Raw genomic sequence first — 15,704 nt, 5'->3', positions numbered from 1 at the left:
CCGTCTCGGTCTGCGGTCACGGCTTCGGGATGCTGGTGTACGACTCCGGCCGGCGGTCCCGGTAGAACTGCCAGTCGTCGCGCATCTCCTGCACCATGTCCATCTCGAGGTCGCGGATCAGGATCTCCTCGGCCTCGCCCGAGCCCCGCTCGCCGACGAACTCCCCGCGCGGATCGATGATCTGGCTGGTGCCGTAGAAGTCGACCGCGAGGTCGCCGTACTCGTTGTCCTCCCGGCCGACGCGGTTGGGCTGCAGCACGAAGTAGCCGTTCGCCACCGCGGCCGCCGGGCCCTCGACCTCCCAGAGGCGGTTCGACAGGCCGGGCTTGGTGGCGTTGGGGTTGAAGACGAGGTGGGCGCCGTTCAGGCCCAGCTCCCGCCAGCCCTCCGGGAAGTGGCGGTCGTAGCAGATGTGGACGCCGACCTTGCCGACGGCGGTGTCGAAGACCGGGTAGCCGAGGTTCCCGGGCCGGAAGTAGAACTTCTCCCAGAAGCGGTCCAGGTGCGGGATGTGGTGCTTGCGGTACTTGCCGAGGATCGTCCCGTCGGCGTCGACCACGACCGCGGTGTTGTAGTAGACGCCGGTCTGCTCCTCCTCGTAGATCGGGAGGATCATCACCACGCCCAGCTCCTTCGCGAGGGCCGCGAAGCGCTGCACGATCGGCCCGTCGGCGGGCTCGGCGTAGCGGTAGTACTTCTTGTCCTGGGTGATGCCGAAGTACGGGCCGTAGAACAGCTCCTGGAAGCAGACGATCTGCGCGCCGTCGGCTGCGGCGTCCCGGGCCATCCGCTCGTGCTTGTCGAGCATCGACTCCTTGTCGCCGGTCCAGGTCGTCTGGGTGATCGCTGCGCGGACGATGGTCATCGGTACCTCCATGCTCGGGCGTCCCTGTACGGCTCCGGTGTGCTCCGCCGGGCGGTGCGGAGCCGGGGACGTGGACCCACTGTGGTCCCCGCCGGGCCCGAAGGCAATGACGGACCGTCCGGCTCCGGGGACAGGGCTTCATCGTCGGGGTTCGACGTTTCCCCGGTGTTTCCGGCGCGGATCCGCAGCATTAAGGCTCGCCGGGGGAGGAATCCGTCCGTGCCGCTAGCGTGGGCGGATGCGCATCACGATCCTGGCCGGAGGCGTCGGCGGCGCCCGCTTCACCTCGGCGGTCCGCGAGCACCTCCGCGATCTCGAGGCCGCCGGCGGCGAGGCGAGCGAGATCACCGTCGTCGTCAACACCGGCGACGACATGTGGCTCACCGGCCTCAAGGTCTGCCCCGACCTCGACTCGATCACCTACGCGCTCGGCGGAGTGAACGACACGGAGCGCGGCTGGGGGCGGGCCGGCGAGAGCGAGCGGGTCTCGGCCGAGCTCACTGCCTTCGGCGTCGGCTGGCCGTGGTTCACCCTGGGCGACCTCGACCTCGGCACCCACATCGCCCGCAGCTCGATGCTGCGCGACGGCCTCACCCTCTCGGAGGCGACCGCCCGGATCACCGCCCGCTGGCCGCTGGGGGTCCGCCTGCTGCCGATGTCGGACCAGGACGTCGAGACCCACGTCGAGGTCGAGCTCCCCGGCGAGGGCGTGCGGCTCCTCCACTTCGAGGAGTGGTGGGTGCGGCTGCGCGCGTCCGCGCCGGCCCGCCGGTTCGTCCAGCAGGGGGTGGAGAGCGCCCGCCCCACCCCGGGCGTGCTGGAGGCGATCGCCGACACCGACGCGGTGCTCGTCGCCCCCTCCAATCCCGTCGTCTCGATCGGCACGATCCTCGGCGTCCCCGGGATCGCGGACGCCCTCCGCCGGACCTCCGCACCCGTCGTGGGCGTCTCCCCCGTCATCGGAGGCGCGGTGGTGCGCGGCATGGCCGACGCCTGCCTCGCCGCGATCGGCGTCGAGACCTCCGCCGAGGCCGTCGGCCGGCACTACGGAGCCCGGAGCGGGGGCGGCCTCCTCGACGCCTGGCTTGTCGGCGAGGAGGACGCGGACGCGGTCCCGGCGCTCGAGTCGGCGGGGCTCCGCGCCCGCTCCGTGCCGCTCTGGCTGACCGGCCGGGACACCTCCGTGCGGCTCGCCGCCGACGCTCTCGCCGCCGCGAGGGGCTGAGCGGAGCCTCCTCCCGGGGCCGCGCACCGCGTGTCGCAGCGCGGATGCGGTCACGCCTCCCACGGGGCGCCCCGTTCCCTTGTACGGTCGGAGGCGGACGAACTCCCCGATTCACCCCCGCATCGGATCCGGAGCCCCTCGGTCGCGCGCCCGACCGCGTCCTCACCACGTCTCCGAGCCCTGCGGAACCGCGTGCCGTCCCGTCAGGAGGACACCATGGAGCCCAGCTCGAGGATCAGCACCGAGCGGATCGAGCCCGACATCGTGGTGATCCGCCCCGTCGGCCGGCTCGACCTGTCCACGGCGTGGGAGCTCGAAGCGGTCCTCCAGCGCGCGCTCGAGGCGGGAGAGGTCCGCGTGGTCGTCGACCTGGCGGCCGTCGAGTTCCTCGACTCGTCCGGGCTCGGCGTCCTCGTCGCCGGACTCAAGGAGGCGCGGAAGGCGGGCGGCGAGCTGCGCGTGGCCGCCGCCGGCGAGCAGCCCGCCATGGTGCTCGGCCTGTCCAACCTCGACCGCCTGCTCGGGAGCGCCGAGACCGTCGAGGAGGCCTACCGTGCCTGAGCGCTCCTTCGTCGTGCGCACGCCGCCCGAGGACGGCGTCACCGCCGTCCACGAGGCGCTCGAGGAGCTGTGGCTCGAGGAGCCGGGCGTCGCGCCGGTCGACCGGATGTCGTTCGAGACCGCGCTGGTCGAGCTGACCTCGAACATCGTCCAGCACGCCCGGTCGTACCGGCACATCATCTGCCTGGTCGAGATCCGCGTCGACGCGACCGAGCTGCGCGCCTCGCTCAACGACTCCGCCGAGGAGGCGCCCGCCGAGGTCGCCGACCCCCGCGACATGCCGGACGAGTGGGACGAGGCAGGCCGCGGGATCCCGTTCATCCACGCCCTCGTCACCGAGTTCTCCTACCGCCGTGTCGACGGGCAGAACCTCTGGGAACTCGCCCGGACCCGCACGTGAGCGAGCCGACCGAGCGCGCCCGCCTCGCCGCGATCGCCGAGCTCGGGATCGGCCTGAGCACCCCCCAGGAGCGCTTCGACAGGATCACCCGCATCGCCCGCCGGCTCCTGCGCGTCCCCCTCGCCGAGATCAACATCCTCGAGGAGTCGACGCAGTTCACGAAGTCGCCCCAGCGCTCGGCTCGGGCGAGCAGGATGCTGCGCGCCGACTCGATGTGCGACGTCACGGTCCAGCAGGGCGACATCCTCGTCGTCGAGGACGCCACCGCCGATCCGCGGTTCGCCGACCGCGGAGTCGTCACCGGATCCCCTCACGTGCGCTTCTACGCGGGCCGCCCGCTCGTCGTGGGGGACGGCCTCCGCGTCGGCACGATCTGCATCATCGACAGCGAGGTGCGCGGCTTCTCGGAGGAGGAGCGCGAGATCCTCGAGGACCTCGGCCGGTGGGCCGAGCGGGAGCTGCGCGAGATCGCCTTCTCCGGACGCGCGAGCGAGACGCAGGAGCGGCTCCGGCCCCAGCGCCTCGACCTCGGCGAGTGGAGCCTCGACTCGCTGACCACGCCGCTGCACGACGTCGCCGGCGACTACACGGCGTGGCGTCGCAGCGGGGACGACCTCTCCCTCGAGCTGGTCGACGTGATGGGCAAGGGGGTGTCGGCGGCGATCGTCGCCTCCGCGATCCGCTCCGCGTTCCAGGCGCGGCCGGAGCTCCCTCCCGCGGCAGCCGTCGAGGCCGTCAACCGCCAGCTCCTGCCCGATCTGACAGCGACCGGGATGTTCGCGACCGCGCTGATCGCCCGGGTCGACCTCGCGAGCGGCGCCGTCGCGTTCGTGGACAGCGGCCACGGCCTCACCCTCCTGCTGCGCGCCGACGGCACCACGGAGCGGCTCGCCTCCACCGGCGTCCCGCTCGGCATCGCCGCCGACGTCTCCTGGGAGGAGGAGCAGCGCGTGCTCGCCCCCGGCGACGCGCTCTTCTCCTGCAGCGACGGCCTGCTCGACGTCTTCGGCGGGCGCCTCGACGCGCTCGACCGTCTCGCCGAGCTGGTGCGGAGCAACGACGACCCCGCTCTCTTCGAGCGTCTGCATGCTCTCGCAGACGACGCGCACGACGATGTGACAGCGTTGGTGCTGCGGCGCGCCGCAGCGCCCGCCCCCTCCTGATCCTGATCGAAAGGACCTCCCCCATGCCTGGTGCACTCGTCCTCGCCGGCGGCGGCCTCGCCGGAATCGCCTGGGAGCTCGGCGTCCTCCGCGGCCTCGCAGACGCCTCCCCCGAGGCGGCCCGCCTCCTGCTCGATCCGTCGACGACCTTCATCGGCACCTCCGCGGGCTCCGCGGTCGCCGCGCAGCTGAGCACCGGCACCGGCCTCGACGAGTCGTACGAGGCCCAGCTCCAGGAGGAGTCCGCCGAGATCGGAGCGGACGTCGACGGTGAGCGCCTCCAGGCCCTCTTCGCCGCGGCCGTCGAGGGCGCGACCTCGCCCCAGGACGCGCGGCGCCGCATCGGCACCCTCGCGCTCGAGGCCGAGACGCTCCCCGAGGACACGCGCCGGGCCGTCATCTCGGCCCGCGTGGGCGACGCCGACTGGCCCGAGCAGCGTCTGCTCATCACCGCGGTCGACACGGCCACCGGTGAGCTGCGCGTGTTCGACCGCGAGAGCGGTGTCGGCCTCGTCGACGCGATCTCCGCCAGCTGCGCCGTCCCCGGGGTCTGGCCTCCCGTCAGCATCGACGGCGTCCGCTACATGGACGGCGGCGTGCGCTCCGGCAGCAACGCCGACCTCGCCGCGGGAGCCGACTGGGTCCTGATCGTCACGCCGCTGCCGGGAGTCGGCACGCCCGGCGCGGGCCTGATACCGACCGGCGAGCTCGACGCCCTCGCGGACTCGCGGGTCGAGGTGCTCTACGCCGACGAGGAGTCGGTGCGCGCCTTCGGCCCGAACTCGCTCGACCCGGCCGTCCGCGCCGCCTCCGCCCGCGCCGGACGTGCTCAGGGCGCCCGGCTCGCCTCGCGGATCGCCGCGCTGGTCGGCGCCGAGTAGCCGGTCTCAGCGCCGCACGCTGTAGCGCGTGAAGACCGTGCCGTCGGCGAAGCGGTGCTCCTCGCGCAGGTCGAGGCGCGCGTGGAACCCGCACGGGAGGAAGTGGGTCCCGCCGCCCACCGCCACCGGCACCGTGTAGACCTGCACGTCGTCGACGATCCCGGCGAGCAGCGCGTGCCGGGCGAGGGTCGGCCCGCCGATCGAGACGTCGTGGTCGGCGGCGCTGACCTGCGCGGCGACGACGACCGGGTCGAACCCGCCCTCGACGCGGGTGCGGCGGGTCTCGGCCGACTCCAGCGTCGTCGAGTACACGACCTTGTCGGCCGCCCGCCACATCTCCTGGAAGTCGCGGATGAACGCGAACTCCTCCGCCAGTGCCCAGGTCTGCTCCCACGCGCGCATGACCTCGTACATGCGCCGCCCGTACAGGTACGTGCGCACCCGCCCCTCGCGCTCCGTGATGAAGCGGTGCACGGCGGGTCGCGGCTCCGCCCAGGCGAATCCGCCGTCCGCGTCGTTCACGTAGCCGTCGAGCGACGCGATCGAGCTGTAGATGAGCGCGCCCACGTCGGCCTCTCTCCGTGGCCGGCTTCGGGACCGCCCACGGGCGCGACCGTAGGCCTCCCGCCTCCGTCCGGCAATGTCCGCCGGGTCCTCTGGCGCGGATCGACGGACCGATGCCGCTCCCGACGGCGCTCCCGGCGGTCGGCGCCCCCTTCCGGACCGCGTACCGTGGTCGTGCCGCAGGGAGCGGCCGTGAAGGGTTCAGGATGAAGATCAGCCAGCTGCGCCACTTCGTGGCGGTCGCCGAGGAGCTGCACTTCGTGCGCGCCGCCGAGCGCCTCGGCATCTCGCGGCAGAAGCTCGACTCCTCCGTCGCCGCCGTCGAGCTCGACCTCGGCAAGCCGCTCTTCGAGCCCGGTGCCGCCGCCACGACCCTCACCGCGGCCGGGCGGCAGCGCCTCGCCTCCGCCCGCGAGGAGCTCGCCGCGCTCGGCGACGAGCCGGAGGCGGCCCCGAAGTCGGGAGGCAAGGCCAAGGCCTCCAAGGGGACCGGGCGCGCCCCGATCGTCAAGGGCCAGCCGAAGCCCTACAAGCGCCGGCAGTCCCGCTGACGCGCAGTGTCCGATCGCCGGAGGTGGTGGGCCCTACCGGGCTCGAACCGATGACATCCACGGTGTAAACGTGGCGCTCTACCAACTGAGCTAAAGGCCCCCGTCGCGGGCGCACCCGCGGACGATCGACTCGATCCTACGGCAGGCGGAGCGGCCCCCTGCGGGCACTAGCCTCGGCACATGACCGCCGACAGCGACTCCCGGGCGAGGCGGCGCGCCGAGAGCCGCTGGCCCGCCTCCGCCGCGATCCTGGTGGCCGTCGCCCTGAACGTGGCCGGCCACAGCGCCGACACCTCGGTGGTCCGCCTCGTCGCCGCCGGCATCACGCTCGCGCTGCTCGTGCCGCTGTTCGTCGTCAACCCGCACCGGCTCGATAGCGAGACGCGCTGGTCGCGCGGGGTCTCCATCGCCCTGGCGGTCGTGCTCGCCGTGGCGAACCAGGTGAACGTGGTCGCCGTGGTGATCGACCTCGTCGACGGGACGGCCGACGGCCCGCCGCTGCTGCTCACCGCGCTCCAGGTCTGGGTCACCAACGTCGTCGCGTACGCGCTGCTGTTCTGGGAGCTCGACCGCGGCGGTCCGGTCGCCCGCGGAACGCTTCCCCGCACCGAGCTGCCGGCGGCCGACTTCGCCTTCCCGCAGGACACCTACCGCGACACCGCGCCCGAGGTCGCCGCGACCTCCTCCGAGCGCGCCGACTGGCGGCCCGGCTTCGTCGACTACCTCTCGGTCTCGACGACGAACACCATGGCGTTCAGCCCGACCGACACGATGCCGCTGTCGAGCCGGATGAAGCTCCTGATGATCGCCGAGGCGTTCACCGGATTCGTCCTGCTGGCTCTCGTGATCTCGCGGGCCGTCAACATCCTCAGCTGACGACCGGGGCGGTCCGCCTCCGGAGGGTCAGACGTGCGCGGGGGCGAGCGCGTCGATCGCGGCGCGGTAGGCGTCGATCGAGCGCGCCTCGCCCGGGGCGGTCATGAACGTGTCCCGGATGACGCCGGCCTTGTCGATGAGGAAGGTCGCGCGGGTCGCGTAGCCCTTCGCCTCGGTGAACACGCCGTACTGCTTGGCGACGTCGCCGTGCGGCCAGAAGTCGGAGAGGAGCGTGAAGTCGTAGCCCTGCTTCTCGCCCCAGGCGCGCAGCGTGTGCTTGGAGTCGACCGAGATGCCGATCAGCTCCACGTCGGCGTGCTCGAAGAGGGAGAGGTTCTCGCGCAGCGCGCAGAACTCGCCCGTGCAGGTGCCGGAGAAGGCGAGGGGGAAGAACACCAGGGCGACGTTGCGCCGCCCGTGGAAGTCGCCCAGCTGGATGCGCTCGCCGTACTGGTTCGCGAGTTCGAAGTCGGGAGCCAGGGTCAGCTTCTCGAGAGCCATCGGTCCGATGTCCTTCCGTGCGCACGAGAGTCGCGCGAGCACGAGGGGCAATGCTAGACCCGCTCCGCGCAGACTCCAAGGAACGGCCCGTCTCCCCCGATCACGGGCCGGTCGACGCGTCCCGTCTGGCGCTCTCCTACAGTCGTCGGCGCACATCCCTCGTGGATCACCACAGTGCGATTCCAGGTTCGGGGCACGGGAATCGCTAGGCTGACGGAGGTGCCCGCGCGCGGCTCGTCATCCGAGCCCCGGATCCGCGGATCCGCACCGCTTCATGAGAGTGATGTCTCGGGCACGATCTGCCCCCAGAGAGAGGTCGAGGGTGACTGTTAACGATCAGGACCCGTATTCCGTCGGTCACGTGGACTCGGACCCCGAGGAAACGTCGGAGTGGAACGAGTCGCTCGATGCGCTCGTCGAGGAGCGGGGCCGGGGTCGCGGGCGCGACGTCATGCTCAGCCTCCTCAAGCGCTCCAAGGAGCTCCACCTCGGCGTGCCGATGGTGCCCACCACGGACTACATCAACACCATCGCGCCCGAGAACGAGCCCGACTTCCCGGGCGACGAGGACGTCGAGCGCCGCTACCGCGCGTGGATCCGCTGGAACGCGGCCATCCTCGTGCACCGCGCGCAGCGTCCCGGCATCGGGGTCGGCGGCCACATCTCGACGTACGCGTCGAGCGCCTCGCTGTACGAGGTCGGCTTCAACCACTTCTTCCGCGGTCAGGACCACCCGGGCGGCGGCGACCAGGTCTTCATCCAGGGCCACGCCTCCCCCGGCCCGTACGCGCGCGCCTTCCTCGAGGGACGCCTGAGCGAGCACCAGCTCGACGGATTCCGCCAGGAGAAGTCGCACCGGGGCGGCGGGCTCTCCAGCTACCCGCACCCGCGGCTCATGCCGGAGTTCTGGCAGTTCCCGACCGTCTCGATGGGCCTCGGCCCGATCAACGCGATCTACCAGGCGCAGGCGAACAAGTACCTCACCAACCGCGGCATCAAGGACGCCTCCGACCAGCAGGTCTGGGCGTTCCTCGGCGACGGCGAGATGGACGAGGTCGAGTCGCGCGGTCAGCTCCAGGTCGCCGCGAACGACGGCCTCGACAACCTGAACTTCATCGTCAACTGCAACCTCCAGCGCCTCGACGGACCCGTCCGCGGCAACGGCAAGATCGTGCAGGAGCTCGAGTCGTACTTCCGCGGCGCGGGCTGGAACGTCATCAAGCTCATCTGGGGCCGCGAGTGGGACGACCTGCTCGCCCGCGACACCGAGGGCGCGCTGCTCGACCTGATGAACAAGACGCCCGACGGCGACTTCCAGACCTACAAGACGGAGGACGGCGCCTACGTCCGCGAGAACTTCTTCGGCCGCGACCCGCGCGCCAAGAAGCTCGTCGAGGGCTACTCCGACGAGCAGATCTGGGGCCTGCGCCGCGGCGGCCACGACTACCGCAAGATCTACGCGGCCATGAAGGCCGCGACGGAGCACAAGGGCCAGCCCACCGTCATCCTCGCCCACACCATCAAGGGCTACGGTCTCGGCCGCAGCTTCGAGGGCCGCAACGCGACCCACCAGATGAAGAAGATGACGCTGGACAACCTCAAGTCGTTCCGCGACACCATGCGCATCCCGATCACGGACGCGCAGCTCGAGGAGAACCCCTACCTGCCGCCGTACTACCACCCCGGTCAGAACGACGAGGCGATCGAGTACCTGCAGGAGCGCCGCCGCGCGCTCGGCGGCTACCTCCCCGAGCGCCGCTCGAAGTACACGCAGCTGAACCTTCCCGAGGACTCGGCCTACGCGGTCGGCAAGAAGGGCTCCGGGACGCAGGAGATCGCCACCACCATGGCGTTCGTCCGCATCCTGAAGGACATCCTCCGCTCGAAGGACTTCGGCAACCGCGTCGTCCCGATCATCCCGGACGAGGCGCGCACCTTCGGCATGGACGCGTTCTTCCCGAACGCGAAGATCTACAACCCGCGCGGCCAGCACTACACGTCGGTCGACCGCGAGCTCCTCCTGGCCTACAAGGAGAGCCCGCAGGGTCAGATCCTCCACGTCGGCATCAACGAGGCGGGCGCCCTCGCGGCGTTCACCGCGATCGGCACCTCGTACTCGACGCAGGGCGAGCCGCTCATCCCGGTCTACGTCTTCTACTCGATGTTCGGGTTCCAGCGCACGGGCGACGCGATCTGGGCGGCCGGCGACATGATGTCGCGCGGCTTCATGATCGGCGCCACCGCAGGACGCACCACGCTGACCGGCGAGGGCCTCCAGCACGCGGACGGGCACTCCCCGATCCTCGCGGCGACCAACCCCGCCGTCGTGAGCTACGACCCGGCCTACGGGTACGAGATCGCGCACATCGTGCAGTCCGGTCTCGAGCGCATGTACGGCGGGAAGCACACCGACCCGAACGTCATGTACTACATCACGGTCTACAACGAGCCGATCGTGCAGCCGAAGGAGCCGGAGGACGTCGACGTCGAGGGCATCGTCCGCGGCATCCACCGCATCTCCTGGGGCCAGTGGGACGGGCCGAAGGCCCAGCTCCTCGCCTCGGGCGTCGCGGTGCCGTGGGCGATCGAGGCGCAGAAGCTCCTCGCCGAGGACTGGGGCGTCTCGGCGGACGTCTGGTCGGTCACCTCGTGGAACGAGCTGCGCCGCGACGGCATCAAGGCCGAGCAGCACAACTTCCTCCACCCCGAGGACGCCGAGCAGGTGCCGTACGTGACGCAGAAGCTGGCCGACGCGAAGGGCCCCTTCGTCGCCGTCTCGGACTTCTCGCACCAGGTCCCCGACCAGCTGCGCCAGTTCATCCCGGGCGACTTCGCGACGCTCGGCGCGGACGACTTCGGCTTCTCGGACACCCGTGCGGCGGCGCGGCGCTACTTCCAGATCGACGGCCCCTCGGTCGTCGTGCGGACGCTGCAGCTGCTCGCCAAGCGCGGCGAGGTCGACCCCTCGCTCGCCGTCCAGGCGATCGAGAAGTACCGCCTCCTCGACGTCAACGCCGGCACCACCGGCAACGCGGGCGGCGAGAGCTGACGGACGAGTCCGTGCTCTCGCAGGAACCCGCACCGTCGAGTGCGCGGGGTCCTGCTCCTGCGGCGGAGCGTCCGGCCACCCGGCCGGGCGCTCCCCGCACGAAGGAGCAGACCCTCGCCTGGCTGCGCACCCTCGCCGGTGAGCTCTCGACGCAGACGATCAAGCGACTCGAGGACACGCTGCCCTGGTACGGCAGCATGCCCCCCGGTCGGCGCTCGGCGGTCGGCCTCGTCGCCCAGGCCGGCATCACCTCGTTCATCTCGTGGTTCGACGACCCGTCGGCCACGCCGTGGATCGCGGCGGACGTGTTCGGAGCCGCTCCCCGCGAGCTGCTGCGCTCCGTCTCGCTGACGCAGACGCTGCAGCTGATCAAGGTGACGGTCGAGGTCGTCGAGGACCGGATCAAGAACGGCGGGGAGGACCTCCGCGAGGCGATCCTCCTCTACTCGCGCGAGATCGCCTTCGCCGCGGCCGACGTCTACGCGCGCGCCGCCGAGGCCCGAGGTCTCTGGGACGCGCGCCTGGAAGCGCTGGTCGTCGACTCGATCCTCACGGGCGAGGCCGACGACGAGCTGCCCAGCCGGATCGCCGCCCTCGGCTGGCACGGCCACGGCGAGGTCGCCGTCCTGGTGGGCACCGCTCCCAAGATGCTCGACGTCGACCAGCTGCGCCGCACGGCCCGGCACATGGACGCCGACGTGCTGATCGGCGTGCAGGGCAGCCGGCTCGTCCTGGTCATCGGCCGCGCCGAGCCGAGCGAGAACGCCACGGAGGAGACCGGCCCGCCGGTCGCGTTCCTCGAGATCGCGGAGGCGCTCGAGCCCGGCTTCGGGACCGGCCACCTCGTCCTCGGCCACGAGGTGCCGACCCTGGTCGAGGCGTCCCGCAGCGCCCGCGCGGCCCTCGCAGGGTTCGCGGTCGCCCGCTCCTGGCGGAACGCGCCGCGACCGGTCAACGCCGACGACCTCCTTCCCGAGCGCGCCCTCGCCGGCGACCCGCTCGCCCGCCAGAGCCTCATCACGCAGATCTACCGGCCCCTGCAGAAGCACTCGACCGAGCTTCTGACCACGCTGTGGGCCTACCTCGACAACGGCCGCTCCCTCGAGGCGACCGCCCGCGAGCTGTTCGTGCACCCGAACACGGTGCGCTACCGCCTCAAGCGGGTCGCCGAGGTGATCGGCTGGGACGCGACGGGCGCCCGCGAGGCGCTCATCCTCCAGTCCGCCCTCATCCTCGGCTCCATGAGCGACCCGGACGGCGCCGTCCGCCGGAAGCCGTCCCGACGCTGAGGCCCTCGGCTCGCCGAACCCCTCCCGCCCCTGAACACTTGTAGACCCGCGACAAGCTCTTTGTGCTTTGTCAGTGGCTCCACGCGCCGCACGTGCGAGCGCAGATCGGAAGACTGAATACCGTGATCGTCGTCGTCGCCCCGGGTCAGGGCTCCCAGACCCCCGGATTCCTCGCCCCCTGGCTAGAGATCCCCTCCGTGGCCGAGCAGGTCGCCGCGCACTCGGAGGCGGTCGGCATCGACCTCGCCGCGCACGGCACCGTCTCGGACGCGGACACCATCCGCGACACCGCGGTCGCCCAGCCCCTGATCGTCTCCGCGGGACTCGTGAGCCTCGCCGCCCTCCTCGAGGGCGGACGGCGCGAGCGCATCGCGGGCATCGCCGGCCACTCCGTCGGCGAGATCACCGCGGCCGCCGGAGCCGGGGTCCTCACCGAGGCCGACGCGCTGGTGTTCGTCCGCGAGCGCGCCCGTGCCATGGCCGCTGCGGCCGCCGCCGAGCCGACCGCGATGAGCGCGGTCCTCGGCGGCGACGAGCAGGCCCTGATCGCCCGTCTCGACGAGCTCGGCCTCGAGCCGGCCAACTACAACGGCGGCGGGCAGATCGTCGTCGCCGGCGCGGTCGACGCGCTCGAGGCACTCAAGGCGGAGCCGCTCCGCGGGACCCGCGTGATCCCCCTGCAGGTGGCCGGCGCCTTCCACACCCGTTACATGGCGCCCGCCCGCGACTCCCTCGCCGGCGTCGCCGCCGGGCTGACCCCCTCCGACCCGACGCTCCGGCTCTGGACGAACCGCGACGGGTCGGTCGTCGACTCCGGTGCCGCGTTCCTCGAGCTGCTCGTCGGCCAGGTCGCCTCCCCCGTCCGCTGGGACCTCTGCATGGCGGCCTTCGCCGACGCGGGCGTCACCGGGATCATCGAGCTGGCACCCGCCGGCGCGCTGGTCGGCCTCGCCAAGCGCGGCCTCAAGGGCGTGCCGAGCATCGCCATCACGACCCCCGACGACGTGGACGCCGCCCGCGCCTTCCTCGACGAGCACGCCGCCTAGCAGGAGAGACCCCATGACGACCCCTTCCCTCACCCAGTCCAGCGGCAGCGCGTACACCCGGATCCTCGGCATCGGCGCGGCACGCGGCGACCTCGTCGTCCCGAACGACGACCTGATCGAGCCGATCAACTCCTCCGACGAGTGGATCCGCCAGCGCACCGGCATCATCGAGCGCCGCCGCGCCTCCGCCGACATCCACGCGGTCGACCTCGCGACCACCGCCTCCCTCGAGGCGATCGAGAAGGCGGGCATCCGCCCGGACCAGATCGGCGTCGTGCTCGTCTCCACGATCAGCAACACCGTGCAGACCCCGTCGCTGGCCGCGCTCCTCGCGGACCGCATCGGCGCGAACCCCGCCCCGGCGTACGACATCTCGGCCGCCTGCGCCGGCTACACCTACGGCATCGCCCAGGCCGACTCCTTCATCCGCTCCGGCCTGGCCGAGTACGTGCTCGTCGTCGGAGCCGAGAAGCTGTCCGAGCTGGTCAAGTCGACCGACCGCAGCATCTCCTTCCTCCTGGGCGACGGCGCGGGCGCCGCGGTCGTCGGCCCCAGCGACACCGCCGGCATCTCGAAGACCGTCTGGGGATCCGACGGCTCCAAGTGGGACACCGTCGGCATGGACAACCCGCTCGCGGCCTACCGCGACGGCACCGCCGAATGGCCCACCCTCCGCCAGGACGGCCCGTCGGTCTTCCGCTGGGCGGTCTGGGAGATGGCCAAGGTCGCCAAGCAGGCGCTCGCGGAGGCGGGCGTCCAGCCCGAGGACCTCGCCGCGTTCATCCCCCACCAGGCGAACATGCGCATCATCGACGAGCTCGCGAAGCAGCTGAAGCTGCCCGAGACCGTCGCTGTCGGCCGCGACATCGAGACCACCGGCAACACCTCCGCCGCGTCGATCCCGCTCGCCACCCACCGCCTGCTCGAGGAGCACCCGGAGCTGCACGGCGGACTCGCGCTGCAGATCGGCTTCGGCGCCGGACTGGTGTTCGGCGCGCAGGTCGTGGTGCTCCCGTGACCGGCGCGACCCCACCCCTAAACTGACCTACGGTCACTGACGAACACCCGAAGAACCCCCAAGGAGAGAACCATGGCACTGTCCAACGAAGAAGTCCTCGCCGGCCTGGCCGAGCTTGTCAACGACGAGACGGGCATCGCCACCGACTCCGTCGAGATGGACAAGTCGTTCACCGACGACCTCGACATCGACTCCATCTCGATGATGACCATCGTCGTCAACGCCGAGGAGAAGTTCGACGTGAAGATCCCCGACGACGAGGTCAAGAACCTCAAGACGGTCGGCGACGCGGTCCGCTTCATCGTCAAGGCGTCCGAGTAGTCGTCGCCCGCGCACCCCGTCCTCGTGGCGGACACCCCGGCCGGCGATCGTCGGCCGGGGTGAGCCCGGCACCCACCCACACGGAACAGAGAAGCTCGTCATGACCAAGAAGATCGTCGTCACCGGAATCGGTGCCAGCACTCCCCTCGGCGGGACCGCCCGGGAGTCCTGGAACGCACTCCTCGCCGGCGAATCAGGCGTCCGCTCCCTCGAGCAGGACTGGGTCGCCCAGTACGACATCCCGGTCACCTTCGCCGCCCAGGCCAAGGTCCGCCCGGAGGAGGTGCTCTCCCGCCCCGAGGCGAAGCGCCTCGACCCCTCCAGCCAGTTCGCGCTCATCTCGGCCCGCGAGGCCTGGGCCGACTCCGGCATCACCGACGTCGACCCGCTCCGCGTGGGCGTCGACTACTCGACCGGCATCGGCGGCCTCTGGACCCTCGTCGACGCGTGGGACACCCTCCGCGAGCGCGGACCCCGCCGGGTCCTCCCGATGACCATCCCGATGCTCATGCCCAACGCGGCCGCCGCCGCCATCAGCATGGCCATCCCCTCCCGCGCCTACGCCCGCACCGACGTGTCGGCCTGCGCCTCCAGCACCGAGGCCCTCGCGAACGCCTACGAGCACATGCAGCTCGGCCTCGCCGACGTGGTCGTCGCCGGCGGCACGGAGTCGGTCGTCCACCCGCTCCCGATCGCCGCCTTCGCGTCGATGCAGGCCCTCTCGCGCCGCAACGACGACCCGGCGACCGCCTCGCGCCCCTACGACGTCTCCCGCGACGGCTTCGTCCTCGGAGAAGGCGCCGCGACGCTCATCCTCGAGACCGAGGAGCACGCCCTCGCCCGCGGAGCCCGCATCTACGCGGAGCTCGCCGGCGGCGCCGTCACCAGCGACTCGTACCACATCACGGCGCCGGACCCCGAGGGCTCCGCCGCCGCCCGCGCCATGATCGGCGCCCTCGAGCAGGCCGGAGCCGCGCTCACCGACGTCACCCACGTCAACGCCCACGCGACGAGCACCCCGGTCGGCGACATCGCCGAGTACCGCGCCCTGCTGCGCGTCTTCGGCGACCACCTCCCGAACATCGCCGTCTCGGCGACCAAGGCGTCCACCGGCCACCTCCTCGGCGGCACCGGCGCGCTCGAGGCCATCTTCACCGTGCTCGCCCTCCACGAGCGCACCGCACCCCCCACCATCAACCTCTTCGAGCAGGACCCCCAGATCCCCCTCGACGTCGTCACCAGCCCCCGCGCCCTCGGCGACGGACCGCTGGTCGCCATCTCGAACTCGTTCGGGTTCGGGGGGCACAATGCTGTTGCCGCTTTCCGGACGGTGTAGCGGGGCGTAGCCCCGCTCCACCGTGCGGAAAGCGGGCTGCGCCGCTCCTTGCGCGGCG

16 protein-coding genes and 1 tRNA gene are annotated in these 15,704 nt (G+C 71.8%); 13 read left to right on the top strand and 4 right to left on the bottom strand.

Annotated elements, in window-relative coordinates; genetic code table 11:
- Positions 1–16: 16 nt before the first annotated feature.
- The gene (locus C5C57_RS09140; RefSeq protein WP_104238196.1) at positions 17–865 is read right to left on the bottom strand and encodes a nitrilase-related carbon-nitrogen hydrolase; all 849 of its coding nucleotides are present in this window, start codon (positions 863–865) and stop codon (positions 17–19) included.
- Positions 866–1,103: 238 nt separating this feature from the next.
- Here C5C57_RS09140 and cofD point away from each other — a divergent pair, with 238 nt between their 5' ends.
- The 5 genes from cofD (at position 1,104) to C5C57_RS09115 (ending at position 5,095) form a co-directional block, all read left to right on the top strand.
- Positions 1,104–2,090: a 2-phospho-L-lactate transferase gene (gene cofD / locus C5C57_RS09135; RefSeq protein ID WP_104247526.1), complete on the top strand. Its 987-nt coding sequence runs from the start codon at positions 1,104–1,106 to the stop codon at positions 2,088–2,090.
- 216 nt (positions 2,091–2,306) lie between these two features.
- Positions 2,307–2,651, top strand: a complete 345-nt coding sequence (locus C5C57_RS09130) for an STAS domain-containing protein (RefSeq protein ID WP_104223474.1) — start codon at positions 2,307–2,309, stop codon at positions 2,649–2,651.
- Positions 2,644–3,051, top strand: a complete 408-nt coding sequence (locus C5C57_RS09125) for an ATP-binding protein (RefSeq protein WP_104247525.1) — start codon at positions 2,644–2,646, stop codon at positions 3,049–3,051. The genes C5C57_RS09130 and C5C57_RS09125 overlap by 8 nt, the downstream gene beginning before the upstream one ends.
- Positions 3,048–4,214, top strand: coding sequence for a PP2C family protein-serine/threonine phosphatase (locus C5C57_RS09120; RefSeq protein WP_181027187.1), 1,167 nt, complete (start codon positions 3,048–3,050; stop codon positions 4,212–4,214). The genes C5C57_RS09125 and C5C57_RS09120 overlap by 4 nt, the downstream gene beginning before the upstream one ends.
- Before the next feature lie 23 nt (positions 4,215–4,237).
- Entirely contained in the window at positions 4,238–5,095 is an 858-nt protein-coding gene (locus C5C57_RS09115) for a patatin-like phospholipase family protein (RefSeq protein ID WP_104238200.1), read from the top strand.
- A 6-nt stretch (positions 5,096–5,101) separates the two neighbouring features.
- Here the strand turns inward: C5C57_RS09115 and C5C57_RS09110 are convergent, their stop codons facing one another.
- On the bottom strand, positions 5,102–5,662 hold the full coding sequence (locus tag C5C57_RS09110; RefSeq protein WP_104247523.1) for a dihydrofolate reductase family protein: 561 nt from the start codon (positions 5,660–5,662) through the stop codon (positions 5,102–5,104).
- A gap of 203 nt (positions 5,663–5,865) precedes the next feature.
- Between C5C57_RS09110 and C5C57_RS09105 the strand changes: the two genes are divergently transcribed.
- Complete coding sequence (locus tag C5C57_RS09105; protein WP_104223469.1) at positions 5,866–6,210, top strand: LysR family transcriptional regulator; 345 nt, start codon at positions 5,866–5,868, stop codon at positions 6,208–6,210.
- A gap of 24 nt (positions 6,211–6,234) precedes the next feature.
- On the opposite strand, the gene C5C57_RS09100 is transcribed toward C5C57_RS09105, so the two are convergent.
- Positions 6,235–6,310: transfer RNA gene (locus C5C57_RS09100), tRNA-Val, on the bottom strand.
- Positions 6,311–6,390: 80 nt separating this feature from the next.
- On the opposite strand from C5C57_RS09100, the gene C5C57_RS09095 reads away from it, so the two are divergent.
- The gene (locus C5C57_RS09095) at positions 6,391–7,086 is read left to right on the top strand and encodes a hypothetical protein (RefSeq protein WP_104226669.1); all 696 of its coding nucleotides are present in this window, start codon (positions 6,391–6,393) and stop codon (positions 7,084–7,086) included.
- Between the two features lie 27 nt (positions 7,087–7,113).
- Here the strand turns inward: C5C57_RS09095 and C5C57_RS09090 are convergent, their stop codons facing one another.
- Positions 7,114–7,587, bottom strand: coding sequence for a peroxiredoxin (locus C5C57_RS09090; protein WP_104223507.1), 474 nt, complete (start codon positions 7,585–7,587; stop codon positions 7,114–7,116).
- A gap of 322 nt (positions 7,588–7,909) precedes the next feature.
- Here C5C57_RS09090 and aceE point away from each other — a divergent pair, with 322 nt between their 5' ends.
- From aceE to C5C57_RS09060, 6 genes are all read left to right on the top strand, one after another.
- Complete coding sequence (aceE, locus tag C5C57_RS09085; RefSeq protein WP_104247522.1) at positions 7,910–10,636, top strand: pyruvate dehydrogenase (acetyl-transferring), homodimeric type; 2,727 nt, start codon at positions 7,910–7,912, stop codon at positions 10,634–10,636.
- Between the two features lie 122 nt (positions 10,637–10,758).
- Positions 10,759–11,925 carry a CdaR family transcriptional regulator gene (locus C5C57_RS09080; protein WP_181027189.1) on the top strand — a complete coding sequence of 389 codons (1,167 nt, stop codon included), beginning with the start codon at positions 10,759–10,761 and terminating at the stop codon, positions 11,923–11,925.
- 122 nt (positions 11,926–12,047) lie between these two features.
- The gene (locus C5C57_RS09075; RefSeq protein ID WP_104226672.1) at positions 12,048–12,971 is read left to right on the top strand and encodes an ACP S-malonyltransferase; all 924 of its coding nucleotides are present in this window, start codon (positions 12,048–12,050) and stop codon (positions 12,969–12,971) included.
- A 13-nt stretch (positions 12,972–12,984) separates the two neighbouring features.
- The gene (locus tag C5C57_RS09070) at positions 12,985–13,989 is read left to right on the top strand and encodes a beta-ketoacyl-ACP synthase III (RefSeq protein WP_104247521.1); all 1,005 of its coding nucleotides are present in this window, start codon (positions 12,985–12,987) and stop codon (positions 13,987–13,989) included.
- Positions 13,990–14,061: 72 nt separating this feature from the next.
- Complete coding sequence (locus tag C5C57_RS09065; protein ID WP_104223463.1) at positions 14,062–14,310, top strand: acyl carrier protein; 249 nt, start codon at positions 14,062–14,064, stop codon at positions 14,308–14,310.
- 100 nt (positions 14,311–14,410) lie between these two features.
- Positions 14,411–15,646 carry a beta-ketoacyl synthase gene (locus tag C5C57_RS09060; protein WP_104226673.1) on the top strand — a complete coding sequence of 412 codons (1,236 nt, stop codon included), beginning with the start codon at positions 14,411–14,413 and terminating at the stop codon, positions 15,644–15,646.
- Positions 15,647–15,704: the final 58 nt, after the last annotated feature.

The organism is Rathayibacter sp. AY1C5, assembly GCF_002931705.1.
Classification (GTDB): domain Bacteria; phylum Actinomycetota; class Actinomycetes; order Actinomycetales; family Microbacteriaceae; genus Rathayibacter.
The sequence above is the reverse complement of the archived record's forward strand: the minus strand, read 5'-3'. Positions and strand labels throughout refer to the sequence as shown.